Raw genomic sequence first — 24,487 nt, 5'->3', positions numbered from 1 at the left:
TGCGCGGCAAGGGCGAAGGGGGTAAGGGTCGTGGCCACCCGCCATCTGTCGACGCAGCCGGCCGACCAGCACAACCGGGTCCGGTTCCTCGACGCCGCGCTCACTGTGCTCACCGAACGCGGCGTCGGCGGCCTCACCGTGCGCGGCGTGGCCGAGGCGGCCGGCGCGTCCACCATCACCGTCTACACGCGCTTCGGCGGCCGCACGGGCCTGCTCGACGCGCTGTACGAACGCGCGTTCGACCTGCTGCGCGAAGACCTGCTGAACGTGCCGCCGGAAACCGACGACGGCGTGGCGGACCTGCTGGAGGTCGCGCTCGCCTACCGCCGGTTCGCGCTCGAGAACCCGGCCCGCTACGCGATGATGTTCGAGCGCTCGGTCCACGGCTACGACCCGGATCCCGAACTGCGCACGGCGGTGCTGCGCACGACGTTCGCGATGTTCGTCGGCAAGATCCGCCGGATCAGCGACCCCGGCACGGACTCGCGCGACTTCGGCTATCTGTTGTGGACGTCGATGCACGGCCTCGTGAGCGTGGAGCTCACCATCCGCTCGCAGACGCCGCTGAGCGACTGGTTCATCGAGCCGACCGACGCCGCCAACGAGGCCATGTACCGCGCCGGCGTCGGGGCGATGATCACCGGCCTCGGCCTCCACGGCTGACCTTCACGCCGCCCCGGCGTCGGGGTGGCGTTTTTCTTCACTCGCCACCGAAAACACCGCGACCCCGGTCCGAAGTGGACCGGGGTCGCGGTGTCAGAACTCGGGGTTCAGGCGAGAGGGACTCAGCCCTGGCCGCCCGACAGCTTCTCGCGCAGAGCCGCGAGCTGCTCGTCGCTGGCCAGCGTGCCGCCGCTCTTGGCCTCGGCCGGAGCGGAGGTGTAGGTCTGGTCGCCCCCGCTGCCGCCCTCGATGCCGGTGGCGGCGTCGGCCGCAGCCTCGGCGTCGGCTTCGGCAGCCTTCTTGACCTGGGCCATGTGGGCCTCGTAGCGCGTGTGGGCCTCGGCGTACTGCCGCTCCCACTCCTCGCGCTGCTTGTCGAAGCCTTCCTGCCACTCCTGGGTGTCCGGGTCGAAGCCTTCGGGGTAGATGTAGTTGCCCTCGGCGTCGTACTCGGCGGCCATGCCGTACTGGGTCGGGTCGAACTCGGTGTCCGGCGTGACGCCCTCGTTGGCCTGCTTCAGCGACAGCGAGATGCGACGGCGCTCGAGGTCGATGTCGATGACCTTGACCATGACGTCGCCGTTGACCTGCACGACCTGCTCCGGGATCTCCACGTGGCGCTCGGCCAGCTCGGAGATGTGCACCAGGCCCTCGATGCCCTCCTCGACGCGCACGAACGCACCGAACGGGACGAGCTTGGTGACCTTGCCCGGCACGATCTGACCGATCGCGTGGGTGCGGGCGAACTGACGCCACGGGTCTTCCTGCGTCGCCTTCAGCGACAGCGAGACGCGCTCGCGGTCCATGTCGACGTCGAGGACCTCGACCGTGACCTCCTGGCCGACCTCGACGACCTCGGACGGGTGGTCGATGTGCTTCCAGGACAGCTCGGAGACGTGCACGAGGCCGTCGACGCCACCCAGGTCCACGAAGGCACCGAAGTTGACGATGGACGAGACGACGCCCTTGCGGACCTGGCCCTTGGCGAGGTTGTTGAGGAACTCGCTGCGGACCTCGGACTGCGTCTGCTCGAGGTAGGCGCGGCGGGACAGGACCACGTTGTTGCGGTTCTTGTCCAGCTCGATGATCTTCGCCTCGAGCTCGCGGCCGACGTACGGCTGCAGGTCGCGCACGCGGCGCATCTCGACCAGCGAGGCGGGGAGGAAGCCGCGGAGGCCGATGTCGAGGATGAGCCCACCCTTGACGACCTCGATGACGGTGCCCTTGACGGGCTCGTCCTTCTCCTTGAGCTCCTCGATCGTGCCCCACGCGCGCTCGTACTGCGCACGCTTCTTGGACAGGATCAGGCGGCCTTCCTTGTCCTCCTTCTGGAGAACGAGAGCTTCGACCTCATCGCCGACGGAGACAACCTCAGCCGGGTCGACATCGTGCTTGATGGAAAGCTCGCGCGAGGGGATGACACCCTCGGTCTTGTAGCCGATGTCGAGCAGGACCTCGTCGCGGTCGACCTTGACGATCGTGCCCTCGACGATGTCGCCATCGTTGAAGTACTTGATGGTCTTGTCGATAGCCGCGAGGAAGTCTTCCTCCGACCCGATGTCGTTGATGGCGACCTGCGGGGCCCCGATGGGGGCGGTCGGGGCGGTGGCGGTGTCGGTGGTCATTAGGCGGGTTGCTCCGGTGGATGGAATCGTAGGGTGTGCGGTCGGCAGCGCGTCCGGGCGTGAATACGGGACATGCGACGACCCCACGAGCAAACGTCCACCAGTGAACGACCGCGGCATGACCCGCAAACGGTGCGCGGCCCCGGCACGTGAAGACCCAGGCAGCGCGAACCCACTGCGCTGATGAGTATCGTACGCGGGCCCCGGTAGGGCACACAATCAGGGTCCCCGCGGCTCCCGGTACCCTTCCGGCAACGTTTCGGCCGGTGCCGCCATTCCCCCGTCGTTCTCCCGTCGTTCCCGGAAGGACCCAGCATGTCCGACCCCTCGGCAGCCCCCGGAACCGGCACCGCTGACCCGGGCGGCGACCGCCACGCCCAGGCCGAGCTGCGGTTGGGCACGGCGGGTGTCGCGTACCGCTCGGTCGCGGGCGGCGAGGCCGCCGCCGCGAACCTCGCCTGGTGGGACGCCGACGCCGACGACTACCAGGCCACCCACGGCGAGTTCCTGGGCGACGCCGACTTCGTGTGGTGCCCGGAGGGCGTGCGCGAGGAGGACGTGCGGCTGCTCGGCGACGTCCGCGGCAAGCGCGTGCTCGAGGTCGGCTGCGGCCAGGCGGCGTGCTCGCGCTGGCTCGCGACGGCCGGCGCCGCCGCCGTGGCCACCGACCTGTCCGGCGGGATGCTGCGCCACGCGCGTGGGGGCAACGAGCGCACCGGCGTCGCCGTGCCCCTGGTCCAGGCCAACGCCGAGCGGCTGCCGTTCGCCTCGGACAGCTTCGACGCGGCCTGCTCGGCGTTCGGTGCGCTGCCGTTCGTGCCGTCGCTCGCGACGGTGTTCGCCGAGGTGCACCGGGTGCTGCGCCCCGGTTCGCCGTGGGTGTTCTCGGTGACTCACCCGATGCGGTGGATCTTCCCGGACGACCCGGGGCCGCTGGGGCTCACCGTCACGCAGCCGTACTTCGACCGCACGCCCTACGTGGAGGTCGACGACGACGGCGAGGCCACCTACGTCGAGTACCACCGCACCCTCGGCGACTACGTGCGCGCGCTGACCGCCGGCGGGTTCGCCCTCGAGGACCTGATCGAGCCGGAGTGGCCCGAGGGGCACACGCGCCCGTGGGGCCAGTGGAGCCCGTTGCGCGGCAAGCTGTTCCCCGGCACCGCCATCTTCCGCACGCGGCGCTCCTGAGCCGCTACGCTGCGCTTTCGTGGCCACCACCGAACCCGCGGCGCGGTTCGCCGCACTGGATCCGCTGCTGCCGGCACCGGCCGACGAGGACGCCCCCGGCGAGCGCGTGAGCGCGGTGACGGGTGCGGGCCGGCGCGTGTCCGGGGTCGTGCAGCGCCACCACCACGGGCCGGGCGACATCCCCCTGCTGTGGTCGGCCGCGCAGGTGTGGCAGCTGTTCCCCGACGCGGACACCGCCGGCACGGCGGGGTTCGACGCGCTGCTCGGCGAGCTGCGGTCCCTCGTGGACACCGAGCCCGCCGGCGCCGACTCGGCGTGCGTCGTGAACTGGCCGAGCCGCGATGCCGAAGCGATCCGGGCGTTCCTCGACCACGGGCTCGCCCCGATGTCCGCGCTCGCCGTGCGCACCGGGCCACCGCCGGCCGGCCCGGCCGGCGGTGACACCCGCGATGCCGCCGACCTCCGCGTTGCCACCGGCGCAGCCGGCAACGCGAACGGCACCGCCGCCGCGGGCAATCCGCACGGCATCGCCGCCGCGCGCAACCCGGACCGCACCGCCGGCACCACCGCAGGCGCCGGCAATCCGAGCAGCACCGCAGGCGCCGACGATGACGTCGCCGCCGCCGACAACGCCGCCGCTGCCGGGATCACCGTGCGCCTGGCCGAACCGGCGGACTTCGACACCGTGCTCGCCCTGTGCGCGGCGACGTTCGACTACACCGGGCTCGTGGCGCACCGCCGCCGCGACCAGACCGCCGAGCTGCTCGCCCCCGCGCTGCGCCGCGCGCTCGACGAGCCCGCGACCTGGCTCGCCGAAGCGGACGGCAAGCCGGTCGCGCTCGCGCAGTGCGCGTGGGTGGACTCGTCGCCCGGCACCGAAGCCGCCGAGCTGTTGCCGCCCGGGCTGTGGGCGTACGTGAACAACGTGGTGACCTCCCCCGGCCACCGCGGCGCCGGGATCGGACGGGTGCTGATGGACCACGTGCACCGCGAGCTGCTGCTTCCGGGCACCGTCGGCGCGTACCTCTACTACAACCCCATGAACCCCCTCTCCTCGGTGTGCTGGCACCGGCAGGGCTACCGTCCACTGTGGACCTCGTGGGAAGCCCACCCGGCGAGCGCGCTGCGCTGATCGGAGATCCTGGTCACAGGTGCCGGCCAAGCCCGCTCATCGGGACACCCGCAACCCGGTCGTGTGACGTACGACCACCCGCCTTGCCGCTCGATGATCATGTGCGCTAATTTTTGCACTGACCGGTCAGTTCAAAACGTTGGAGTGTCCCCGTGCAGGTACGAGCCGACCGGGTGTCCCTCGAGGGCGCCCACGGCACACTGTTGCCACCCACCTCGCTGACCGTCGAGGACGGTTGCGTGACGCTGGTCCACGGCGAGCCGGGCGTCGGGATCACCGCGCTGGGCCTCGCGCTCGCCGGCCGCGTGAAGCCGACCACCGGCACGGTCACCGCCGACGTCCCCGGCCTGCTGCGCGACCTGGTGGCCGTGGTCGACGCCCCGGGTGTGAGCGACCCCGACGAGGCGCTCCCCCTGCGTGTCGTCGCCGGAGAGGAGCTCGCGCTGGCGCACCGGCCGGCGGGCAAAGACGACGTGGCGCGCTGGCTCGCCGACCACGACGCGGCGCCGTTCGCCGGCACCCGGTTCGAGAACCTCGAGCCCGCGCTGCGGACCCGGCTGCTGGCCGAGCTGGCCGCCGAGCGCACCGGCGTGCGTGTTCTGGTGCTCGACACCCCCGACCGGCACACGAGCCTGGTCGAGACGTGGACCGCCGTCGCCGAGGAGCACGCCCGCCGCGGCCTTGCCGTTGCCGTGCTGACCGCGACGACACCCGCGGCGGCGCTGCCCCATCCCCCGGCTCGCGTCGGGTCGACCGAGCAACCCGGACCGGTGCGCTTGCTCGCCCTCACCGAAGACAACCCGGCCGAAGAAAACCCGGCTGAAGAGACCCGCGCCGAGGAGCTCAGCGCGGAAGGAGAACCGGCATGACCACGCCCGACAAGCGCGCCGGCGGGCTCAACGCCTTCCGCATCGCCCTCAACGAACTGCGCCGGCTGTCGGCGGGCACGCTGCCGAAGCTGGCGATGGCCGCGCTCGTGCTCGTGCCGCTGCTGTACGCGTCCTTCTACCTGTACGCGAACTACGACCCGTACGGCCGCCTCGACAAGCTGCCCGCCGCCGTGTTCACCAGCGACACCGGCGCGAAGGACTCCACCGGTGCCACGCGCAACATCGGGCGCGAGGTGACCGACGAGCTCACGAAGTCGGGCACCTTCCAGTGGCACGACGTATCCGAGCAGGACGCCCGCGACGGCGTGCGCGACGACAAGTACTCCTTCGCGATCGGCATCCCGCGCGACTTCTCGACCGCCCTGCTGTCGTCGGGCAACTTCACGCCGCAGCAGGCCACGATCACGCTGACCACCAACGACGCCAACAACTACCTCTCGGGCACCATCGCCAAGCAGGTGGCCGACCAGGTGCGCAAGACCATCGCCGAGAAGGTGGGCGGCGAGGCGGCCGACCGCTTTCTCGTGGGCTTCTCCACGATCTACGGCAAGATCTCCGACGCCGCGAACGGCGCGAAGCAGCTCGCCGACGGCGCCGGGCGGCTGCAGACCGGCCAGCACCAGCTCGCCGACGGCGCGAGCCAGCTGGCCACGGGCTCCGGCACGCTCGCCACCGGCCTCGACACCCTGAAGACGGGCACCGCGCAGCTGCCGAGCCAGACCCAGCAGCTCGCGACCGGCGCGGGCCAGGTCGCCGACGGCAACCAGCAGGTGGCCGACGCCGCCTCGCTCGCCGCGTCCGCCTCGGCCGACATCCAGGGCAAGCTCGACGGCTACCGCGCGCAGCTCAATACGGACCTGCACAACGCGGGCCTGTCCGACAGCCAGGTCAACGACCTCCTCGCGCGGCTCGACCAGCTGCGCTCCCCCGTCGACCAGGCGAACACCAAGATCCAGACCGCCAGCGGCGACCTCGCGAAGCTGGCGAGCGGCGCCCGCCAGGTCTCCGACGGCGCGCACCAGCTGGCCGCGGCCTCCCCGCAGCTCACGACCGGGATCGCCCAGGCGTCCGACGGCGCGAACCAGCTGCGCGACGGCGCGGCGAAGCTCGATGACGGCGAGAAGACCGCCGTCACGGGGACCGACCAGCTCGCGAGCGGCGCGAACCAGCTGCGTGACGGGCTGTCCTCCGGGCTCTCGCAGATCCCGAACCCCGACGACCCGACCCGCACCGCCACGGCGAACACCATCGCCGACCCGGTGGCGGTGACGTCGAACGGTGTCGCCTCCGCCGGCACCTACGGCGCGGGCCTGGCCCCGTTCTTCATCTCGCTCGCGACGTGGATCGGCGCGTTCGTGCTGTTCCTGCTCATCCGCCCGCTGTCCACGCGCGCGCTCACCGCGGGCGCCTCGCCGCTGCGGGTGGCGCTCGGCGGCTGGCTGTCGTCGGCCGTGCTGGGGATCGCGCAGGTGATCGTGCTGTTCGCCGCGGTGACGTGGCTGGTCGGCATCCACATCGCGCATCCGCTGGGCGCCATCGGGTTCGCGATCCTGGTGTCGCTGGCCTTCACGTCGGTGGTCCACGCGCTCAACGCGTTCTTCGGCGCCGTCGGCAAGTTCCTGGGTCTGGTGCTGCTGGTGCTGCAACTGGTGAGCGCGGGCGGCACGTTCCCGTGGCAGACGATCCCCGACGCGCTCTACCCGCTGCACGTCGTGCTGCCGATGGGCTACGCGATCGACGGGTTCCGGCACCTGCTCTACACCGGCGCGTCGCTGCAGATCCTCGGTGACGTCGGCGTGCTGGCGGCCTACCTCGTGGGCGGGATCGTGCTGTCGACGCTGGCGGCGCGCAAGCACCGGGTGTGGACGGTGTCGGCGCTCAAACCCGAGTTGTCCCTGTGAGGGAGACGACCAAGCGGAAGCTCTTCGAGGCGACCCTGCGGCTTTCGGCCAGCAGGGGCCTCGTGGGGCTGACGGTGGACGACATCGCGACCGAGGCGGGCGTCGCCAAGGGCACGGTGTACTACAACTTCGGGTCCAAGGACGGGCTGGTCGACAGCCTGCTGCGCTTCGGCGTCGACCTGCTGGCCGGCCGCCTGCGCGAGGCCGTGACGGACGACGAACCGCTGGCCGTGATCGAGGCCCAGGTCGACACGACGCTGCGGTTCATCGCCGAGTACCCGGGGTTCTCCCAGATCGTGGTGAGCGAGCTGTGGCGCACGCCGGGCCAGTGGCACGACACACTGGCGCTGCTGCGCGAGGAGATCATCTCGCTCGTGAAGGGCCAGCTGCACCGCCTCGACGAGGCCGGCCGGCTGCCCGAGGGCGTCGCCATCGAGACCGCGGCGGCGGGGCTGTTCGGCACGATGCTGGTCGTCGCGCTCGACTGGCAGGTCTTCCAGCCCACCCGCACCCGGGCCGACGTGCGGGATTCGGTGATGGTGCTGATCCGGGGCCTCGGCCGCGGCTGAGACCCCGGACGGTGGTTCGCGCGCCGGTCAGTTGCAGTTGGCGCAGCAGCCGCAGCCCTTGCCGGTGCACGCGGCGCAGCAACCGTGGCGCATGACGAACTGGAAGAGGCGCTTGATCATCTCTCGGTCCTCCGCTATCGATCGACACCAACGCATGTCACGCTAAGTGAGGCGGCCGTGACGCGGGTACCGCTGACCGGGCGGGTGAGGCGGGTGAATCACCCGCCCGGTAGCCTCGATCGCTGTGAAACTCCACGTCGGCTGCGCGATGTGGACCCACGCGCCCTGGCAGGGCCGGCTGCTGCCCCACCCGCTGGCGCCCCGCGAGCGCTTGCGCGCCTACGCGACGTGGTGCAACGCGGTCGAGGGCAACACGACCTTCTACGCGACGCCCTCGCGCGACACCGTCGAGACCTGGGCCGAGCAGACGGCGCCCGATTTCCGGTTCGTGCTCAAGCTGCCGAAGCCCATCACGCACGAGGGCGGCCTCGGTGACGTCGGCCCGCTGCTGCGGACGTTCCTCACCGCGATCGAGCCGCTCGGGGACCGCGCCCACACCCTGTGGATCCAGCTGCCGCCGGCGTTCTCGCCGGAGGGCCTCGGCACCCTCGCGACCTTCCTGCGGCGGCTGCCGCGCGAGCACCGCTACGCCGTCGAGGTCCGCGACCGCGCGTTCTTCGAGGACACCCGGGCCGAGCAGGCACTCGAACGCGTCCTCGGCGGCATCGGCGCCGAGTGGATCACCTTCGACACCACGGTCCTGTTCGCCGAGCGGCCCACCTCGGAGGCCGAATCCGAGGCGTGGCTGAAGAAACCCCGCATGCCCCGCCGCGTCCGCGCCCTCACCGCCGACCCGGTGGTCCGCTACATCGGCCGCGACGACCCCGAAACGACGGCCGCCGGCTGGCGACCGTGGGCCGACGCCGTGGTGCGCTGGTTGCGCGAAGGCCGGTCCCCCACGGTGTTCGTGCACACCCCGGACAACGCCGATGCCCTGCTGCTGGCCCGCCGCTTCCACGACGAGGTGCGCGCCCGGGTGCCCGAGCTCGACCCCCTGGCCGAACCGTTGCCGGTCGGTCCGCCGACGCTGTTTTGAGCCGGCCCGCTCACCCCAAGGCGGCCCTCACCCTCAATCGGCGCCGTCGCGCCGCCATTTGAGCTTGACCTCCAGCTGTCCCTCAACGCCGGTTTTCGCGATGACGGCGCCGGCTTCCGCGCTGAGCCTCACACCGAACTTGATCTCCACCTCGTCGGGCCGGCGGGTCATGCGTCCGTAAGTCTTTTCCGTCCGAAGGTGGTCCGGACCTCCCCCGATCCCGGGCCACGGCCCGGAGTTCGCGCGCGAGCCGCCCGGCGGCCGCCCCGAAGAAAGCGCTGTCGAACTCGGCCGCGATGCCCGCCGCCGCGGTGGCCAGCACGTGTCCGGCGGCGGTGAGGGAGACGCGGACGGCGCGGGCGTCACGTTCGTGGGCGGCCCGGGTGAGGAGGCCGCGATCTTCCAGTGCGCGCAGCACTTTCGACGTCATCATCCGGTCGGCCCCGGCGTGCTCGGCCACTTCCTGCTGCGTGGCGGGACCGGCGGTGCGCTCGAGCCGCGCCGCCGCGGACAGCAGCAGGAACTGGGTGGGCGTGAGGCCCAACGGCCGCAACCGCACATCGAGGGCGGCGCGCCACGCGAGGGCCGCCTGGTGCAACCAGAACCCGGCTTCTCCCACCGGTGCGGCACCTGAGGCTTCGTCGGCCTCGTCGGCGTCTTCGGCGAGGCCCACCTCAGCACCGTCCACGCTGTCTGTGGGTACCTCGGCCCCACCGTCGACGCCGGAGCCCGCAGCGGTGGCCTCCGAGCCACATTCCTGCTGGGTGAGATCGAAACTCTGATACATCGTGTACCCCCGTCCGCCCGCCGCGCGCCGCCGGAAGCCGGGGCCGCGGCGGGCGGGGTGGTCAGCGGGCGCCCAGCGGGAGATCGAAGCGGCCGAAGACCCACGTGCCCGGGGCATCGGCGTTGTCGCCGGCCCAGAACTCGTACCAGTGCCGGGCGAACTCGTCGGCGGTGAGGTAGCCGTCGCCGTTGAGGTCGAGGGCCGGGAAGACCGTGTCGGTGTCGGTGGCGGTGCCGTTCCAGGTCTCGATGAGGCGGCGGTACTCCTCGCGGGAGATGCGGCCGTCGCCGTTTTCGTCGATGACCTCGAACATCGCGGCCGCCGTGCCGGTCACCGCGTCGGGCATGTCGCCCAGCTGGTCGACCACGAGCAGGACCTCGTCGAGCGTCACCTTGTCGTCGCGATCGATGTCGGACGCGGCGAGCAGCGTGGTCCACCAGCCCATCATGATCTCGCTCAGCCGCGCCGCCTGGGCGGAGTCGGGGGCGAGGCCGCGGGCCTTGGTCCAGCGATCGGTGAGCGCCCGGAAGTCGGCCTCGGTGAGGAAGCCGTCGCCGTCGACGTCCATCGCGCCGAACACCGTGGTGATCTTGCGTCTCTGCAGTTCGCTCGCCATCGTCCGCCGTCCTTTCTCCGGTCCCCCTTGGCCGGGGACCCCGTGGGCGAAGAACAGCGTTGTCGCGACTCAAGATCACCTGAACCGGCACAAGGGTTCTCCCCCGGCCCGACCCGGTGATTTCGTTAGTGACGCGAAGTAACCAAAAAGGCTCCCTCCCCGCGGGGAAGGAGCCCTTCTGGTCCGTTCGGCGTTCTAGTGCGCTGCTTCGTTCCACGAACGGCCGTACCCGACCGAGACCTCCAGCGGCACCGCGAGGTCGTACGCCGACCCCATGCCCGCACGCACGAGCGCCTCGACTTCGGCGCGCTCGCCCTCGGCGACCTCCAGCACGAGCTCGTCGTGCACCTGCAGCAGCACCCGGCTGCGCAGCTTCGCCTCGACCAGCGCGCTGTGCACGTTGAGCATCGCGACCTTGATGATGTCGGCCGCGCTGCCCTGGATCGGCGCGTTGAGCGCCATGCGCTCGGCCATCTCCCGGCGCTGCCGGTTGTCGCTGTTGAGGTCGGGCAGATAACGGCGGCGGCCGAAGATCGTCTCGGTGTAGCCGGTCTTCCCGGCCTCGCCGACCACGGACTGCAGGTAGTCGCGCACACCGCCGAAGCGGTTGAAGTACGCCTCCATCTGCGACTTCGCGTCCTCGGTCGAAATCCGCAGCTGCTGCGACAGCCCGTATGCCGACAACCCGTACGCCAGCCCGTACGACATCGCCTTCACGCGGTAGCGCTGCTCCGCGGTGATCTCCTCGGCCGGCACGGAGAACGCGCGCGACGCGACGAACGTGTGCAGGTCCTCGCCGCTGTTGAAGGCCTCGATCAGGCCCTCGTCCTTCGACAGGTGCGCCATGATCCGCATCTCGATCTGGCTGTAGTCCGCGGTCATCAGCTCCGCGTACCCCTCGCCGACCACGAACGCGTCGCGGATGCGACGGCCTTCCTCGGTGCGCACCGGGATGTTCTGCAGGTTCGGGTCGACCGACGACAGACGTCCCGTGGCCGCGATGGTCTGCTGCAGCGTGGTGTGGATGCGCCCGTCGTCGGCGACCGACTTGATCAGGCCCTCGACGGTGGTGCGCAGCCGCGTGGCGTCGCGGTGCTCCAGCATGTGCTGCAGGAACGGGTGCTCGGTCTTCTCGAACAGGCTCTGCAGCGCCTCGGCGTCGGTCGTATACCCGGTCTTCGTGCGCTTCGTCTTCGGCATGCCGAGCTCTTCGAACAGCACGACCTGCAGTTGCTTCGGCGAACCCAGGTTGATCTGCTTGCCGATCACCTTGTACGCCTCTTCGGCGGCCAGCGTGACGCGGCTGAGGTAGTGCGCCTCCAGCTCGGTGAGCTGCTCCACGTCGACGGCGATGCCCGCGGCCTCCAGCTCGGTGATGACCTCGAGCAGCGGCAACTCCAGCTCGGCGAGCAGCTTCGCACCGCCCAGGTCCTCCAGCTCCTTGCCGAGCGCGCCGGCGAGCTCGAAGATCGCGCGGGCCTTCACCAGCTCGTCGGAGATCTCCTTCTGCTCCAGGCCCTCGGCGCCGCCGTCGAGCAGCGACAGCTGGCCGTCACCCTCGCCCGACTCCGACCGCAGCTCGCGGTGCAGGTACCGCAGCGCCAGGTCGTCGAGCTCGAAGGTCCGCTGGCCCGGACGCACGAGGTAGGCCGCCAGCGCGGTGTCCAGCACCAGGCCCGCGAGCGTCCAGCCCCGGGCGCGCACGGCGTGCAAAGCCACCTTGAGGTCGTGGCCGATCTTGCGGATCCTCCCGTCGGCCAGCCACGCGGCCAGCGCGGTGTCGTCGGCCTGGTCCATCGCCGTGACGTCGACGTACGCGCCCTCGCCGTCGGCGCACGCGAAGGCCAGCGCTCGCAGGTCGGAGCGGATCGACGTGCCCGTGGCGCGGAACGCGACCGCCACCGGCTCGCCCTCGCCGGTGTGCGCGGCGAGCCACGCGCCGAGCGCCCCGGGCGCGAGCGCCTCACCCGAGACGTCGAAGCCCTCCTCCGCTTCGGGCTCGGCGCTGCTGAGCGTGGCGAAGAGCCGGTCGCGCAGCACGCGGAACTCCAGCTCGTCGAACAGGCGGTGCACCGCGTCGCGGTCCCACGCCCGCAGCTCCAGCTGGTCGGGCACCAGGTCGAGCTGCACGTCGCGGACCAGCTCGGTGAGCTGCCGGTTGAGGGTGACCGCGGTCAGGTTCTCGCGCAGCGCGTCGCCGACCTTGCCCTTCACCTCGTCGACGCGGTCGATGAGGTCGGCCAGCGTGCCGAACTGCCGGATCCACTTCGCGGCCGTCTTCTCCCCCACCCCGGGGATGCCCGGCAGGTTGTCCGACGGGTCGCCCCGCAGCGCCGCGAAGTCGGGGTACTGCGCCGGCGTGAGGCCGTACTTCTCCTCCACGGCCTCGGGGGTGAAGCGGACCAGGTCCGACACACCGCGCTTCGGGTAGAGCACGGTCACGTGCTCGTTCACCAGCTGCAACGCGTCGCGGTCGCCGGTACAGATCAGCACGTCGAAGTCGCCGGCACCCGCCTGCGTGGTGAGCGTGGCGATGATGTCGTCGGCCTCGAAGTTCTCCTTGACCAGCGACGGGATGCCCAGCACCTCGAGCACCTCCTTGACCAGGTCGACCTGGCCGCGGAACTCGTCGGGCGTGGTGCTGCGGTTGGCCTTGTAGTCGGCGAACGTCTCCGACCGGAAGGTCTTGCGCGAGAGGTCGAACGCGACCGCGAGGTGCGTGGGCTCCTCGTCGCGCAGCAGGTTGATGAGCATCGAGGTGAAGCCGAACACCGCGTTGGTGACCTGGCCGGTCTTCGTCTTGAAGTTCTCCGCAGGCAGGGCGAAGAAGGCCCGGTAGGCCATCGAATGACCGTCGATGAGCAGCAGTTTCTGCCGCTCCGCGGAGCCTTTCGGCCGCTCTGCGGTGGTCGCGCCGGCTGTGGTGTTCACTACGGTTCGGTTCTCACTCGGGCTCACGGGAGCGAGTCTAAGGTGAGGGTCCGACACTCTTACGTGTCGCATAGGTTGAGGAGCATTGAGTGACGGAGCAGGCCGGCGACTTGGCGCTGGAAAACCGTGCGGGGGTCGACCCCGCGGCCGCCGACCAGCAGCTGAACGACAAGATCGGGCTGAAGATCCTCGAGGCGACCCCCGAGCGCGTCGTCGGCACGATCCCGGTCGAGGGCAACCTCCAGCCGTACGGCCTGCTGCACGGCGGCGCCAACGCCACGCTCGCCGAGGCGCTCGGCTCGTACGTCGCCGCGCTCAACGCCGGCCCCGACCGCGCCGCCATGGGTCTCGAACTGTCCTGCACGCACCACCGCGCCGTCCGCTCCGGCACGGTCACCGGCGTCGCCACCGCGCTGCACGTCGGCCGCGGCACGGTCACCGCGGAAATCGTGCTCACCGACGACGAAGGTCGGCGGACCTGCACGGCCCGCTTGACCTGTGTCGTCCGGGACCGCCCACCGGGCGCGAACTAAAACCGGCCCCGCGCGCCGAAACGCACGGGGCAGGTTTCGTGAAGCTCCTCAAGCGTCAGCCGACGCCGAGGTAGGCCTCCTTGATGCTGGTGTCCGCCAGCAGTTCCTTCCCGGTCCCGGACTTGGTGATCCGCCCGGTCTCCAGCACGTACGCGCGGTGCGCCCGCGAAAGCGCCTGCTGCGCGTTCTGCTCCACCAGCAACACCGTGGTGCCCTGGCGGTTGATCTCCGTGATGATCCGGAAGATCTGCTGGATGAACTGCGGCGCGAGCCCCATCGACGGCTCGTCGAGCAGCAGCAGCCGCGGCTTCGCCATCAGGGCACGCCCGATGGCCAGCATCTGCTGCTCACCACCGGACATCGTGCCGCCGACCTGGGACTTGCGTTCCGCGAGCCGCGGGAACAGCTCGAAGACGCGGTCGAAGTCCGCCTGCAGGTTCTTGCGGTCCTTGCGCGCATAGGCGCCCATGTCGAGGTTCTCGAGCACCGTCATGCCGGGGAAGATCCCCCGGCCTTCGGGCGACTGGGAGATCCCCCGGACCACCCGCAGATCACCGCGCAACCGCGAGATGTCCTCGCCGTCGAAGCGGATCGAGCCGCCCGAGATCGGGCGGATGCCCGAGATCGCGCGCATCGTGGTGGACTTGCCGGCCCCGTTGGCGCCGATCAGCGTGACGATCTCGCCCTCGTCGACCGTGATGGACAGCCCCGACACGGCCTGGATCCGGCCGTAGTGGACGGACACATCGGACAGCTCAAGCAACGTCATCGTCGGGCACCCCCAGGTAGGCGGCGATCACGGCCGGGTTCTCCCGGATCTCGGCAGGCACCCCTTCCGCGATCTTCTTGCCGAACTCCAGCACCACGATCCGGTCGGTCACGCCCATGACGAGCTTCATGTCGTGTTCGATCAGCAGGACGGTGAACCCGTCGTCGCGGATCGTCCGGATCAGCCCCATGAGCTCTTCCTTCTCCGCCGGGTTGAACCCGGCGGCCGGCTCGTCGAGGCACAGCAGCTTCGGCTCGGTCGCGAGCGCCCGCGCGATCTCCAGGCGCCGCTGGTAACCGTAGGGCAGGTTCTTCGCGCGGTCGGCCGCCCGGTCGGCGATGCCGACGAACTCCAGCAGCGCCATGCCCTTCTCGATCGCCTGCTTCTCCTCGCGGTGGTGGCGAGGCGTGCGCAGCAGCGCGCCGACCAGGCTGGTCTTGTGGCGGGCGTCGGTGCCGACCACCACGTTCTCCAGCGCGGTCATCTCGGAGAAGAGCCGGATGTTCTGGAACGTGCGCGCGATGCCCAGCTGCGTGATGGCGTGGCGGGAGGCCTTGCCGAGCGGCTTGTCCTCCAGCAGCACCCGGCCCGAGGTGGGCCGGTAGACGCCGGTCATCGCGTTGAAGCACGTGGTCTTGCCGGCACCGTTGGGCCCGATCAGGCCCAGGATCTCGCCGCGGCGGATGTCGAACGACACGTTGTCCAACGCCACCAGGCCGCCGAAGCGCACGGTGACCTCGTCGACCTTCAACAGCGTCTGCCCGACGGCGACGTCGATCTCACGGTCCGGTGCGACGACCTCGGCGACCTGAGCCTCGTGCTCGGCGAGCTCCTCCGCGCTCATCTGGGCGACCTCGGCGACGAGGCCGCCCTCGGCCGGGACCTCGGGCCCCGAGCCGTTGCCAGGGACGGTCATGCCTTCTCTCCCGGGGTGTCGGAGGCCAGCGAGCCGTCACTGCTGACCTGTTCGCCGCGACCGAGCAGCCGCTGGTACGCCTGCCTGCCGTAGGTGAGCAACCGTTGCCGCGCACCGAGCAGGCCCTGCGGGCGAAAGATCATCAGGATGATCAGCGCCAGGCCGAAGATGAGGTACTTGTAGTTCGCGATCGCCTGGAACCGCAGCGGGATGTAGGCCACCACGATCGCGCCCAGCAGCACGCCGACCTTGTTGCCCGCACCGCCGAGGATCACCGCGGCCAGGAACAGCATCGAGGTGACGACGTCGAACTTCTGGTTGTTCACGAAGCCGAGCTGTCCCGCGTACAACGCCCCGGACAGACCACCGACCGCGGCGCCGGACACGAACGCCCAGATCTTGAACTTGTACGTCGGCAGGCCCATGATCTCGGCAGCGTCCTCGTCGTCGCGGATCGCGACCCAGGCGCGGCCGACACGGCTGCGCTCCAGGTTCCCGACGAGGAACAGCACCAGGATGATGAGCGTGACGCACAGCCAGTACCACGGCGTGCCGTCGGAGTTGTTGAACAGCGGGCTGCCGTCGGCGTTGGTGCCCGGCGGGTGCCCCACCGACTGGAAGCCGCGGTTGCCGCGCAGCGGGTCGACGTTGTCCGCCAGCAGGCGCACGATCTCACCGAACCCGAGCGTGACGATCGCGAGGTAGTCCCCGCGTAGTCGCAGCGTCGGTGTCCCGAGGATCACGCCGAAGATCATCGTGACCACCATGGCGATCGGGAGCACGACGAGGAACGGCAGCTTGTGCAGCGTCGAGTCGGGGCTCGTGAACAGCGCCATCACGTAGGCGCCGACCGCGAAGAAGCCGACGTAGCCGAGGTCGAGCAGGCCGGCCTGGCCGACCACGATGTTGAGCCCGATGGCGACGAGTGCGTAGCGGGACACCTCGAACATCGCGATCGGGAAGTCGTACCCCGGCTGCGTGCTGATGATCGGCGGGTTCAGCACGGGCAGCAGGTAGATCAGCGCCACCAGGGGCACGAGCACGAGCCACTGCTGCACGCGCGGCAGGTTGTTCCACCAGTCCGAAACCGGCCGCCTGCGCTTCGCCGGCGCGGCGGCGGCGGGCGGCGTCGAAGTCACCGTCATACCCGTGCCTTTCCGAGCGATTCGCCGAGGATACCGGTCGGACGGACCATCAGGATCAGCACGAGGAGCACGAACGCGACCACGTCGCGCCACTCACCGCCGAACAGGGACTGGCCGTAGTTCTCGGCGACGCCGAGCAGCAGACCGCCGAGCAGTGCGCCGCGCAGGTTGCCGATACCGCCCAGCACCGCGGCGGTGAACGCCTTGATGCCGAGGATGAAGCCGCCCTGGTACGAAGCGCCCTGCGGGATCTTCATCATGTAGAACAGCGCCGCCGCGCCGGCGAGCAGGCCACCGATGAGGAACGTGAGCGTGATGACGCGTTCCTTGTTCACGCCCATCAGCGTGGCGGTGTCCGGGTCCTGCGCCACCGCGCGGATGCCGCGGCCGAACTTGGTGCGGTTCACGAACGCGTTCACCGCGAGCATCAGCACGACCGACGCGACGATCGTGATGATCGTGACGTTGGTGACGTCGGCGCCGAAGATCTCGAACACGGGTTCGTTGCGCAGCAGCCGGATGCCCTGCTCGGCGTTGCCGCCGCGCCAGATGAAGAGGATCTGCTGCAGCACGAAGGACGCACCGATCGCGGTGATCAGGAAGACCAGCTTCGGCGCGCCGCGTTTCCTCAGTGGACGGTAGGCCACGCGTTCCAGGAGCACCGCCGTGCCACCGGACACGGCCATCGCCGCGAGCAGCGCCAGCAACAGGAACCCGATCACTTCGATGACCGGGAGCTGTGCCGTGGCCCCGGGCCGGAAGCCGAGGCCGAAGAGGGTGAACCACACCGCGTAGGCGCCGTAGATGAACACCTCGGAGTGGGCGAAGTTGATGAGCTTCAGAACGCCGTAGACGAGGGTGTAGCCCAGCGCCACGAGCGCGTAGATGCTGCCGTAGGCAAGACCGTCGATCGTGTTGGCCCAGAAGTTCTCAACGAAGGCGCCCACGTCGAAGGTGATCCAGCTGTCGCCCTGCGCGAGGACGAGCGAGCTCAGGTCATGGGTCATCGACACACTAGTTCTCCATGTGGGTCCGGGGTGCGGGTCCGGCGGGATCGATCCGCCGGACACGCACCCCGGTGAGTGGAACGGGAGCTGGGACTACTTGATCTCGGTGTTGCGGACGATCTTTCCGTTCTCCACCTTGTAGGTCCACACGGTGGTCGACGCGAGCTCGCCCTTGTCGTTCCACTTGAAGTGCTTGGTGAGGCCCTGGCCGTCGTAGGTCTTCACGAAGTCGAGCAGCGCCGGACGCGTGGTCTTGCCGCTGTCGATGCCCTTCAGCAGGATCGTCGCGAGGTCGTAGGCCTCGGGCGAGTAGGTGCCCGGGTCCTTGCCGGTCGCGGCCTTGTAGGCGTCGGTGAACTTGGTGAACTGGTCCGCCGGCACGCACGGGCAGGTGAAGTACGAGTTGGCGGCGGCGTCACCGGCGCCCTTCACGAACTCGTCGTCCTTGACACCGTCCGGGCCCACGAACTTCGCGGTGACGCCGGCGTCGTTGAGCTGCTGCGCGAACGGAGCGGCTTCCTGGTAGTAGCCGGAGTAGAACACCGCGTCCGGAGCGGCGGCCTTGACCTTGTTGACCACGGCCGAGAAGTCGGTCTGCTTGCTCTTGACCTTGTCCTCGCACGCCAGGGCGCTGCCGAGGCCCTGCTTGGTCGTCGCGGCGAGACCGGTGCCGTACTCGGAGTCGTCCTCGATGACGCAGACCTTCTTGGCGCCGAGCTCACCGGTCATGAACTTCGCGGCGGCCGGGCCCTGGCTGTTGTCGTTGCCGAGGCCGCGGAAGAAGGTCTTCCAGCCGTTGTCCGCCAGCGTGGGAGCCGTGGCCGACGGGGTGACCGTGACCAGGCCGGCGCCGTTGAAGATGTTGCCCGCCGCCTTGGACTCGCCCGAGAACGGGAGGCCCACCACGCCGATGATGCCCGGCGTGTTCACGATCTGGGTCACGATGCCGGGGGCCTTGTCGGGCGTGCCCTCGGTGTCGAACTGCTCCAGCTTGACCTGGCAGCCCGGGTTCGCCTTGTTGTGCTGGTCGACCGCGAGCTTCGCCCCGTTGAGGATGTTGATGCCCAGGGCCGCGTTGGCACCGTTGATGGTGCCCGCGTACGCGATGGAGGTCGGCGAACACTGCGCCTTGCCGTCGCCTGCGGGGTCCGCGGCGTCCGCGGCGGCGGAAGGAGCCGCCGCCTGGGGCGCGTTGCTGTCGGATCCACCGGATCCGGTGTCGTTCCGCGCCGCGCACGCGCTCAGGGAGATGGCCCCCGCAGCCGCCAGCACGAAGATCTTCGTGAGTCGTGCTCTCTGCACTCTTCCTCCAAATGCCAACCCACCGCCACGTGGGCGGTTCGTCCCTGCGTGGGACCTGACTGGCCGCTGAAAGTAGCCGCCCCGTGAGGTGTTGCACAGAGTTACTCAGTGTCTTGTATCCACATCGTGACGGTCGTCACCGGCAGTAACGGACGTTTTCCACCCGATTGTCGTAATCCGACAACCGGGTGATGACGCTGAGTATGCAGACGGGTATCAATCGGAGCACTTGACCCACGGTGCTAACGATGTCAGCGGTCGATGAACTCCCCTGGCTCCTGAAGCGCGACAGGTCATGATCAGCCTCGAAGGTAGCAAACGCTTCAGCGGGCACCGCGCAGCGCAACCGAAGACCACACCAAAACGGACGCGACCCCCTGGTCGCGCCCGTTTTGATCACTCGTTCGAGTGAGACTCAGCCGATGCTCTCGACCACGGCCTCGGCCACCGCCTTCATCGTCGTGCGGCGGTCCATGGCGGTGCGCTGTATCCACCGGAACGCGTCCGGCTCGGTGAGGCCCTGGCGGCTCATCAGCAGGCCCTTGGCGCGGTCGATGACCTTGCGGGTCTCGAGCCGGTCGGTGAGGCCCGCGACCTCGGCCTCGAGCGCCTGCAGCTCCGAGAAACGGCTCACAGCCAGCTCGATCGCCGGCACGAGGTCACGCTTCGCGAAGGGCTTGACCAGGTACGCCATCGTGCCCGCGTCGCGCGCCCGCTCGACCAGGTCGCGCTGGCTGAACGCGGTCAGGATCACGACCGGCGCGATCCGGTCGCTCGTGATCTTGGCGGCCGCCTCGATGCCGTCGAGCTTCGGCATCTTGACGTCGAGGATGACGAGGTCAGGCTTGAGGTCGGTGGCCAGGTTGATGGCTTCCTCACCGTCGCCGGCCTCGCCGACCACCTCGTAACCCTCTTCGCGCAACATTTCGACCAGGTCGAGCCTGATGAGCGCCTCGTCCTCCGCGACGAGCACCCGACGCTGCGGCACGGTGGCGGCGGCACCGCTGGCCTCGGTAGCCTGTTCGGTCACCGGGGTCCTCCTGAAGGCTCGGCGGAACGGTTGACTCGCGGTGACCCGCGAAAGGCCAGCCTACCGGGAACGATCCAGTTCCCAAGATGGCGTTCACCACGAAGTGGCGACCGCGACACCCCCGCCCCGGTCCACTCGGGTCGCGGATGATCCCGTAATGTTCACCGGGCGCGCCCCCGTAGCCCAACTGGCAGAGGCAACGGATTCAAAACCCGTCCAGTGTGAGTTCGAATCTCACCGGGGGCACTCTCCGTACCAGGTCAGAGCGGTGCGTCACCCAAGTGCATGGCTGAGATCCAGCAGAAATCCATGCATAATGGAGTTGACCATGAAGCAGCGCACCGGCGCTGACTCACTTGGGGAGGCGTGATGGCTCGTCCGCCGATGCCGCTCGGAAGCCACGGAAAGGTCCGAACCTACGGTCGCGTCGACGACGCGTGGATCCCGAAAGAAGACCTCCCCAAGGGAAGCCGACCCAAGGCTTGGCGCGCGATGGCGAACTACCGCGGCCACGACGGGAAGACCAGCCAGTACGAGCGCAGCGCGACCAGCGAGACGAAGGCCGTCCACGCCCTCAAGGAACACTTCGCGAAGCTCTCCGGCACGAAGGTCAAGCTCGGCAACGGCAGCCGCTTCAAGGACGCCATCCCGCTGTACCTCGACAAGGTCAAGCAGCTCGAGCGCAGCCCGTCCACGTACGACCGGTACGAGCGGCGCCTGCGTGTGCACGTGGAGCCGGCGCTCGGCAACCTGCTGCTGCGTGAGTGCGACACGCCACGGCTCGAGGACTTCTTCAACTCGCTCCAGAAGAACGGCCTGGCTGCCGCGACGCGGCGTGGAATTCGCACCGTGGTCTCTGGAGTCATGGACCTCGCGGTCATGAGTCGTGTGTTCGAGGTGAACCCGGTGCGAGGCATCTCGGACATCAGCGGCAAGGCCGTCCGACCCTCCGCCGCGTTCGACGCCGAGGAGCTCGGGGCGTTCTTGGCGAAGGTCGACGCTGATAAGAAGGCGATCAAGTACGACCTGCCGGACTATCTCCGGTGCCTGTTCGGCACCGGCGCCCGGTTCGGCGAGGCGCTGGCGCTTCGCTGGTGCGACATCAACCTTGGGCACACGCCAAGCACCGCCGAGGCGTGGGGGAAGAAGAAGATCCTGCCGCCCCGGTCGGTGTGGTTCAACGGCACAATCATCTGGGTCAAGGGCCAGGGCGCCGTGCGCAAGGAGACGAAGACCGAGTCGGGCAATCGCGTGGTGTCGCTGCCGGACTTCCTGTTCACGATGCTGCTCGTGCGCAAGCCGACCGGTGTGCTCGACACCGCGCCGGTCTTCCCCAGCGGCCGGTTGGGCTACCGCCACCCGTCGAACGTGCAGCGGTCGATTCGTGCACTGCGGGCGCGTATCGGCTACGACGACTTCCGCACCCACGGCGGGCGCAAGACGGTCGTCACTGCGCTCGACGCGGCCGGCCATTCCGCACGGGAGGCAGCTGACACGGTTGGGCACAAAAACGTGTCGATGACCCAGGACGTCTACATGGACCGTGGCCGCATCAACCCGGCGGCCGCCGCGTCAGTCGATGCGTTCGTGCGCGGCGCGATGAAGCCAGTGGGCCCAGTCGACCCGGAGGGGCAGCGAGAGACGGCCTGAGACACAGAACAGCGGGAGCACCGAGGGGGTGAGGGTGCTCCCGCTGTTCAACCAGGTCGGCACGCGTCCCGCGAGCGGGGCGCTGAACCTGCTGCAGAATATCCAACCAGGCCGGTCTCAGCCGAGTCGTTGAGGAAACGGTCAGTTACGGCCGATAGCCGCGTCGAGGTACTCCTGGACGGGCTCAAAGAACCCGTACGGCACGTACTCCTTCAGTTCGGCGTGCGTCACCCACGCAACTTGGTCGAGTTCCTCGGCATCGGCGACATAGGCATCGCCGGAGACGACGTCGCATGCCGTGTAGTACATGCGGCGTCCTGTCTTCGGGTGCACGCGGTCGCCGAGCGGCTTGGCCTCGGCGACGACCAGGCCGGCCTCTTCCTTCGTTTCCCGCACGGCAGCGGCGGCGGGCGTCTCGCCGGGCTCGACGGCGCCGGCGGGGAACTGCCACGACAGCTCGCCTTCCTTCACCCGGCGCCGCACCAGCAACACGCGGCCCTCGTGGACGATCACGGCCGCCGACACCGCGGGCTTCTCGACCGCGGGCTTGACGTCAGTGGACTGGGTCACGGAGGTCCTCCAGGGCTTCGAGTACGGGATGGAACACCCTGCCCGGCTCGATGAACCGGTGCAAGTCGGTTACGCGGCTCCAGAGGACGTCGGTGTTCTCGACGGGGTCGCGGTTCTCGGGCTCGCCAGCGAGGTAGTCGGCGAGGTAGTAGTCGCACCACACGTTGGTGACCGGGTGCAGGCGTGCGCCGAGGTGTTCGCGGATACTGCATCGGATGCCAGTCTCGGCGAGGGTTTCCTGGGTGGCAATCGCTCGGGAGTCGGCCCCGGGTTTCACCATGCCGGCGGGGAACTGCCAACCGGGCCCGTCCCCGTCGCGACGGCAGACCAGCAGAACGGATTCGTCGCGGACGACGACGGCAATCGCGACCCGGAGCTCTCGCGCCCCATCGAGTTGACGCTGTTTGGTCCCGACGAGGAGTTCGAACCTGGTCCGGACCTCGCCGGGCGCTTGCGTCAGGACGACGTCCAACAGCTGCTGTCGCTCGGGCCCCGGCACCATGTTCGGGTCGCGATGCCAACGAGCCACACTGCGCGTGGAGATCCCGAGGCGACCAGCGAATGCCTCCTGGGTGTCGCGGAAGGCCTCCTGCAGCAGGCACGCCGTGCGACCGGTCCAACCGGCCACCACGTCCATGTCGCCACCCCCTGGTTGTGTGTCATGCCCGCGTCACCACTGGTACTGCGTCGCGTCATGGGCATCGTGTGTCGCGGACCGCATGCTTAGCGTATGTCGAGGGCAGCAAATGTCAACCAGTGTCAACCGCAGCGGGCGCCGGCGATCTTCGCGCTTCCCCTCGTGTGCGCGAACGACGGCGTCGAGCACCTGGTGCCGGACGACGAATACGCTCGTGCGCTTGTGTTTGGCGGTCAGGCTCGCGCCGTCTGCGGCCACAAGGCCACGCCGGCGGCGCCGCATCAGCGCGCCACCGGCACGTGTCCAACGTGTCAACCGGCCGCCGCGGTGCTCGGGCTGACGCCGGCGTGACCCATCGCGGGGCCGGGACTGCCCCCGATCGCTCCCGGCCCCGCGATGTTCCAGTGACTCCGGCGTAACACCGTCCGGGCGGCTGAGGACACACGGTGTGGAAACGCACCCACAGTGGTCCGTTGGGTGTACTTATTGCTCCATACGCATGAGATGCACTCAGGCCGGATGCGCACACAGCACCGGAGTGGTGGACTGGGAAACCTTCCCACGATGGACGAACTGCAGACCAATCCGTTGATCGTCGTCACTCGCCCAAAACCGGGAGACGGAGATCAACGTGAGAGGCGGCGCGGGGGCCGCTGGGAGGGAACGAGGAATGCACGAAACCTGGTCCAGAACCAGTGCGAACCCCGCAATCGACACCGCCGAGCAGGCCATCGCGGCCCGGTTACTGAAGCACGGCATCGTCTCCGACCGCGCGATCGTCACCGGCTACGTCGTGACCGCTGAGACCGCGACATTCGACATCGACGGCACGGTCGTTGAGCACTGCTCGTGGATCCCTTCGGCGAACCTCAGCCTCGACGCCCAGATCAGCATGCTCGAGCGCACACTCGAAGCGCTGCGGCGCGAGCAGCGCGCGGCCAGCTAGCGACGCTGCTTCGACGGCGTCCGGCTCACCGCGGCCACCTTCGGCTTCCCCATCGGCGGAACCTCGGGCTCTTCGCCGTCCTCGTGCGGCAGCATCGACTCGATGAGGTCGAGCAGCGCGGCACGCTGCGGCTCGGTCAGCCGGGCGAACGACTCAAGCAGGCGGCTCTGCGACACCGTCGGCCGCTGCGCCCCCTTCGGCGCGTGCTTCGGATCGATGCCGGCCATGCGCAGTGCCTCGGCTACGTCCAGCCCGACGACATCCGCGGCGGACGCCACGACGGAGGCGCGCGGGTTAACCGGCGACTCCATCCCGTTTCCGACCTTCCGGATACCGGTCTCCAGCTGCCCCCAGGTCGTGACGGAGAAGCCAGCGGCCTTGGCGGCCTCTCGCTGGCTCAGTCCTGCACCCTCGCGGGCCTTCTTCAGCTTCGGGCCCAGTGTCCAGGGGCGCTTGCCGTTTCCTGCTGCCACAGGCTGCATGTTGGGCCATTCTTTCCCGTTGCGCCAGCAGATCGTTTTTCGGTCACCGGAGTTGACGCAGGTCAGCACCGATTAAGAGCGTCAAACCACGTCAAATAT

General features: G+C 69.4%; 23 protein-coding genes, 1 tRNA gene and 1 pseudogene. 11 read left to right on the top strand and 14 right to left on the bottom strand.

Translation table 11 applies throughout. From position 1 onward, the window contains the following. Positions 1-30 precede the first annotated feature (30 nt). A complete protein-coding gene (locus ACWEOE_RS32000; protein WP_452015741.1) occupies positions 31-663 on the top strand; it encodes a TetR/AcrR family transcriptional regulator in 633 nt (210 codons plus the stop codon). Between the two features lie 122 nt (positions 664-785). On the opposite strand, the gene rpsA is transcribed toward ACWEOE_RS32000, so the two are convergent. Next, on the bottom strand, positions 786-2,288 hold the full coding sequence (gene rpsA, locus ACWEOE_RS31995) for a 30S ribosomal protein S1 (RefSeq protein WP_360603707.1): 1,503 nt from the start codon (positions 2,286-2,288) through the stop codon (positions 786-788). A gap of 315 nt (positions 2,289-2,603) precedes the next feature. Here rpsA and ACWEOE_RS31990 point away from each other — a divergent pair, with 315 nt between their 5' ends. The 6 genes from ACWEOE_RS31990 to ACWEOE_RS31965 all read left to right on the top strand — a co-directional run bounded on the left by ACWEOE_RS31990 (position 2,604) and on the right by ACWEOE_RS31965 (position 9,067). Then, positions 2,604-3,479, top strand: coding sequence for a class I SAM-dependent methyltransferase (locus tag ACWEOE_RS31990; RefSeq protein WP_452015739.1), 876 nt, complete (start codon positions 2,604-2,606; stop codon positions 3,477-3,479). Positions 3,480-3,594: 115 nt separating this feature from the next. Beyond that, positions 3,595-4,611, top strand: a complete 1,017-nt coding sequence (locus ACWEOE_RS31985) for a GNAT family N-acetyltransferase (protein WP_452015818.1) — start codon at positions 3,595-3,597, stop codon at positions 4,609-4,611. 152 nt (positions 4,612-4,763) lie between these two features. Further along, on the top strand, positions 4,764-5,480 hold the full coding sequence (locus tag ACWEOE_RS31980; protein ID WP_452015737.1) for an ABC transporter ATP-binding protein: 717 nt from the start codon (positions 4,764-4,766) through the stop codon (positions 5,478-5,480). Next, positions 5,477-7,402: a YhgE/Pip family protein gene (locus ACWEOE_RS31975; protein ID WP_452015735.1), complete on the top strand. Its 1,926-nt coding sequence runs from the start codon at positions 5,477-5,479 to the stop codon at positions 7,400-7,402. The genes ACWEOE_RS31980 and ACWEOE_RS31975 overlap by 4 nt, the downstream gene beginning before the upstream one ends. Then, positions 7,399-7,971 (top strand): TetR/AcrR family transcriptional regulator, encoded by a 573-nt coding sequence (locus ACWEOE_RS31970; RefSeq protein WP_452015733.1) that lies wholly within the window; start codon positions 7,399-7,401, stop codon positions 7,969-7,971. The genes ACWEOE_RS31975 and ACWEOE_RS31970 overlap by 4 nt, the downstream gene beginning before the upstream one ends. A gap of 268 nt (positions 7,972-8,239) precedes the next feature. Continuing rightward, positions 8,240-9,067: a DUF72 domain-containing protein gene (locus ACWEOE_RS31965; protein WP_452015816.1), complete on the top strand. Its 828-nt coding sequence runs from the start codon at positions 8,240-8,242 to the stop codon at positions 9,065-9,067. A gap of 33 nt (positions 9,068-9,100) precedes the next feature. Here the strand turns inward: ACWEOE_RS31965 and ACWEOE_RS31960 are convergent, their stop codons facing one another. From ACWEOE_RS31960 to polA, 4 genes and pseudogenes are all read right to left on the bottom strand, one after another. Next, entirely contained in the window at positions 9,101-9,238 is a 138-nt protein-coding gene (locus ACWEOE_RS31960) for a CU044_2847 family protein (protein ID WP_452015731.1), read from the bottom strand. 166 nt (positions 9,239-9,404) lie between these two features. After that, positions 9,405-9,854, bottom strand: a pseudogene (locus ACWEOE_RS31955) (MarR family winged helix-turn-helix transcriptional regulator); the annotation flags it as partial. A gap of 61 nt (positions 9,855-9,915) precedes the next feature. Beyond that, positions 9,916-10,470, bottom strand: coding sequence for an EF-hand domain-containing protein (locus tag ACWEOE_RS31950; RefSeq protein ID WP_452015729.1), 555 nt, complete (start codon positions 10,468-10,470; stop codon positions 9,916-9,918). A 195-nt stretch (positions 10,471-10,665) separates the two neighbouring features. Then, the gene (gene polA, locus ACWEOE_RS31945; protein ID WP_452015727.1) at positions 10,666-13,428 is read right to left on the bottom strand and encodes a DNA polymerase I; all 2,763 of its coding nucleotides are present in this window, start codon (positions 13,426-13,428) and stop codon (positions 10,666-10,668) included. Between the two features lie 62 nt (positions 13,429-13,490). Here polA and ACWEOE_RS31940 point away from each other — a divergent pair, with 62 nt between their 5' ends. Further along, positions 13,491-13,934: a PaaI family thioesterase gene (locus ACWEOE_RS31940; RefSeq protein ID WP_452015725.1), complete on the top strand. Its 444-nt coding sequence runs from the start codon at positions 13,491-13,493 to the stop codon at positions 13,932-13,934. A 55-nt stretch (positions 13,935-13,989) separates the two neighbouring features. Here ACWEOE_RS31940 and ACWEOE_RS31935 read toward each other — a convergent pair whose 3' ends face one another. From ACWEOE_RS31935 to ACWEOE_RS31910, 6 genes are all read right to left on the bottom strand, one after another. Beyond that, positions 13,990-14,703 (bottom strand): ABC transporter ATP-binding protein, encoded by a 714-nt coding sequence (locus tag ACWEOE_RS31935; RefSeq protein WP_452015723.1) that lies wholly within the window; start codon positions 14,701-14,703, stop codon positions 13,990-13,992. Continuing rightward, positions 14,690-15,619, bottom strand: coding sequence for an ABC transporter ATP-binding protein (locus ACWEOE_RS31930; RefSeq protein WP_452015721.1), 930 nt, complete (start codon positions 15,617-15,619; stop codon positions 14,690-14,692). Before ACWEOE_RS31930 ends, ACWEOE_RS31935 begins: the two co-directional genes overlap by 14 nt. Continuing rightward, entirely contained in the window at positions 15,616-16,764 is a 1,149-nt protein-coding gene (locus tag ACWEOE_RS31925; RefSeq protein ID WP_452015719.1) for a branched-chain amino acid ABC transporter permease, read from the bottom strand. Before ACWEOE_RS31925 ends, ACWEOE_RS31930 begins: the two co-directional genes overlap by 4 nt. Beyond that, positions 16,761-17,771 (bottom strand): branched-chain amino acid ABC transporter permease, encoded by a 1,011-nt coding sequence (locus ACWEOE_RS31920; protein ID WP_452015814.1) that lies wholly within the window; start codon positions 17,769-17,771, stop codon positions 16,761-16,763. Before ACWEOE_RS31920 ends, ACWEOE_RS31925 begins: the two co-directional genes overlap by 4 nt. Before the next feature lie 93 nt (positions 17,772-17,864). Then, positions 17,865-19,043 carry a branched-chain amino acid ABC transporter substrate-binding protein gene (locus ACWEOE_RS31915; protein ID WP_452015812.1) on the bottom strand — a complete coding sequence of 393 codons (1,179 nt, stop codon included), beginning with the start codon at positions 19,041-19,043 and terminating at the stop codon, positions 17,865-17,867. A 445-nt stretch (positions 19,044-19,488) separates the two neighbouring features. Then, the gene (locus tag ACWEOE_RS31910) at positions 19,489-20,103 is read right to left on the bottom strand and encodes an ANTAR domain-containing response regulator (protein ID WP_452015717.1); all 615 of its coding nucleotides are present in this window, start codon (positions 20,101-20,103) and stop codon (positions 19,489-19,491) included. Between the two features lie 172 nt (positions 20,104-20,275). Here ACWEOE_RS31910 and ACWEOE_RS31905 point away from each other — a divergent pair. Continuing rightward, positions 20,276-20,349: transfer RNA gene (locus ACWEOE_RS31905), tRNA-Leu, on the top strand. A 246-nt stretch (positions 20,350-20,595) separates the two neighbouring features. Further along, positions 20,596-21,753: a site-specific integrase gene (locus ACWEOE_RS31900; RefSeq protein ID WP_452015715.1), complete on the top strand. Its 1,158-nt coding sequence runs from the start codon at positions 20,596-20,598 to the stop codon at positions 21,751-21,753. A 141-nt stretch (positions 21,754-21,894) separates the two neighbouring features. Here ACWEOE_RS31900 and ACWEOE_RS31895 read toward each other — a convergent pair whose 3' ends face one another. Further along, entirely contained in the window at positions 21,895-22,323 is a 429-nt protein-coding gene (locus tag ACWEOE_RS31895; protein ID WP_452015713.1) for an NUDIX hydrolase, read from the bottom strand. Continuing rightward, positions 22,307-22,960, bottom strand: coding sequence for an NUDIX hydrolase (locus ACWEOE_RS31890; protein ID WP_452015711.1), 654 nt, complete (start codon positions 22,958-22,960; stop codon positions 22,307-22,309). Before ACWEOE_RS31890 ends, ACWEOE_RS31895 begins: the two co-directional genes overlap by 17 nt. A gap of 670 nt (positions 22,961-23,630) precedes the next feature. On the opposite strand from ACWEOE_RS31890, the gene ACWEOE_RS31885 reads away from it, so the two are divergent. Continuing rightward, positions 23,631-23,906, top strand: a complete 276-nt coding sequence (locus ACWEOE_RS31885) for a hypothetical protein (protein ID WP_452015709.1) — start codon at positions 23,631-23,633, stop codon at positions 23,904-23,906. Here the strand turns inward: ACWEOE_RS31885 and ACWEOE_RS31880 are convergent. Further along, positions 23,903-24,457: a helix-turn-helix domain-containing protein gene (locus ACWEOE_RS31880; RefSeq protein WP_452015707.1), complete on the bottom strand. Its 555-nt coding sequence runs from the start codon at positions 24,455-24,457 to the stop codon at positions 23,903-23,905. The two genes, ACWEOE_RS31885 and ACWEOE_RS31880, sit on opposite strands and share 4 nt — an antisense overlap. Positions 24,458-24,487 lie beyond the last annotated feature (30 nt).

It is taken from the genome of Amycolatopsis sp. NPDC004368 (genome assembly GCF_053602515.1).
The sequence above is the reverse complement of the archived record's forward strand: the minus strand, read 5'-3'. Positions and strand labels throughout refer to the sequence as shown.

What these genes read in the sequence shown, in the direction of transcription:
- ACWEOE_RS31965 (WP_452015816.1), top strand. Translation starts at nt 8,240, where the DNA reads ATGTGGACCCACGCGCCCTGGCAGGGCCGGCTGCTGCCCCACCCGCTG.
- ACWEOE_RS31920 (WP_452015814.1), bottom strand. Translation starts at nt 17,771, where the DNA reads ATGACCCATGACCTGAGCTCGCTCGTCCTCGCGCAGGGCGACAGCTGG.
- ACWEOE_RS31930 (WP_452015721.1), bottom strand. Translation starts at nt 15,619, where the DNA reads ATGACCGTCCCTGGCAACGGCTCGGGGCCCGAGGTCCCGGCCGAGGGC.
- ACWEOE_RS31950 (WP_452015729.1), bottom strand. Translation starts at nt 10,470, where the DNA reads ATGGCGAGCGAACTGCAGAGACGCAAGATCACCACGGTGTTCGGCGCG.
- ACWEOE_RS31900 (WP_452015715.1), top strand. Translation starts at nt 20,596, where the DNA reads ATGGCGAACTACCGCGGCCACGACGGGAAGACCAGCCAGTACGAGCGC.
- ACWEOE_RS31935 (WP_452015723.1), bottom strand. Translation starts at nt 14,703, where the DNA reads ATGACGTTGCTTGAGCTGTCCGATGTGTCCGTCCACTACGGCCGGATC.
- ACWEOE_RS31925 (WP_452015719.1), bottom strand. Translation starts at nt 16,764, where the DNA reads ATGACGGTGACTTCGACGCCGCCCGCCGCCGCCGCGCCGGCGAAGCGC.
- ACWEOE_RS31890 (WP_452015711.1), bottom strand. Translation starts at nt 22,960, where the DNA reads ATGGACGTGGTGGCCGGTTGGACCGGTCGCACGGCGTGCCTGCTGCAG.
- ACWEOE_RS31885 (WP_452015709.1), top strand. Translation starts at nt 23,631, where the DNA reads ATGCACGAAACCTGGTCCAGAACCAGTGCGAACCCCGCAATCGACACC.
- ACWEOE_RS31975 (WP_452015735.1), top strand. Translation starts at nt 5,477, where the DNA reads ATGACCACGCCCGACAAGCGCGCCGGCGGGCTCAACGCCTTCCGCATC.
- rpsA (WP_360603707.1), bottom strand. Translation starts at nt 2,288, where the DNA reads ATGACCACCGACACCGCCACCGCCCCGACCGCCCCCATCGGGGCCCCG.
- ACWEOE_RS31960 (WP_452015731.1), bottom strand. Translation starts at nt 9,238, where the DNA reads ATGACCCGCCGGCCCGACGAGGTGGAGATCAAGTTCGGTGTGAGGCTC.
- ACWEOE_RS31990 (WP_452015739.1), top strand. Translation starts at nt 2,604, where the DNA reads ATGTCCGACCCCTCGGCAGCCCCCGGAACCGGCACCGCTGACCCGGGC.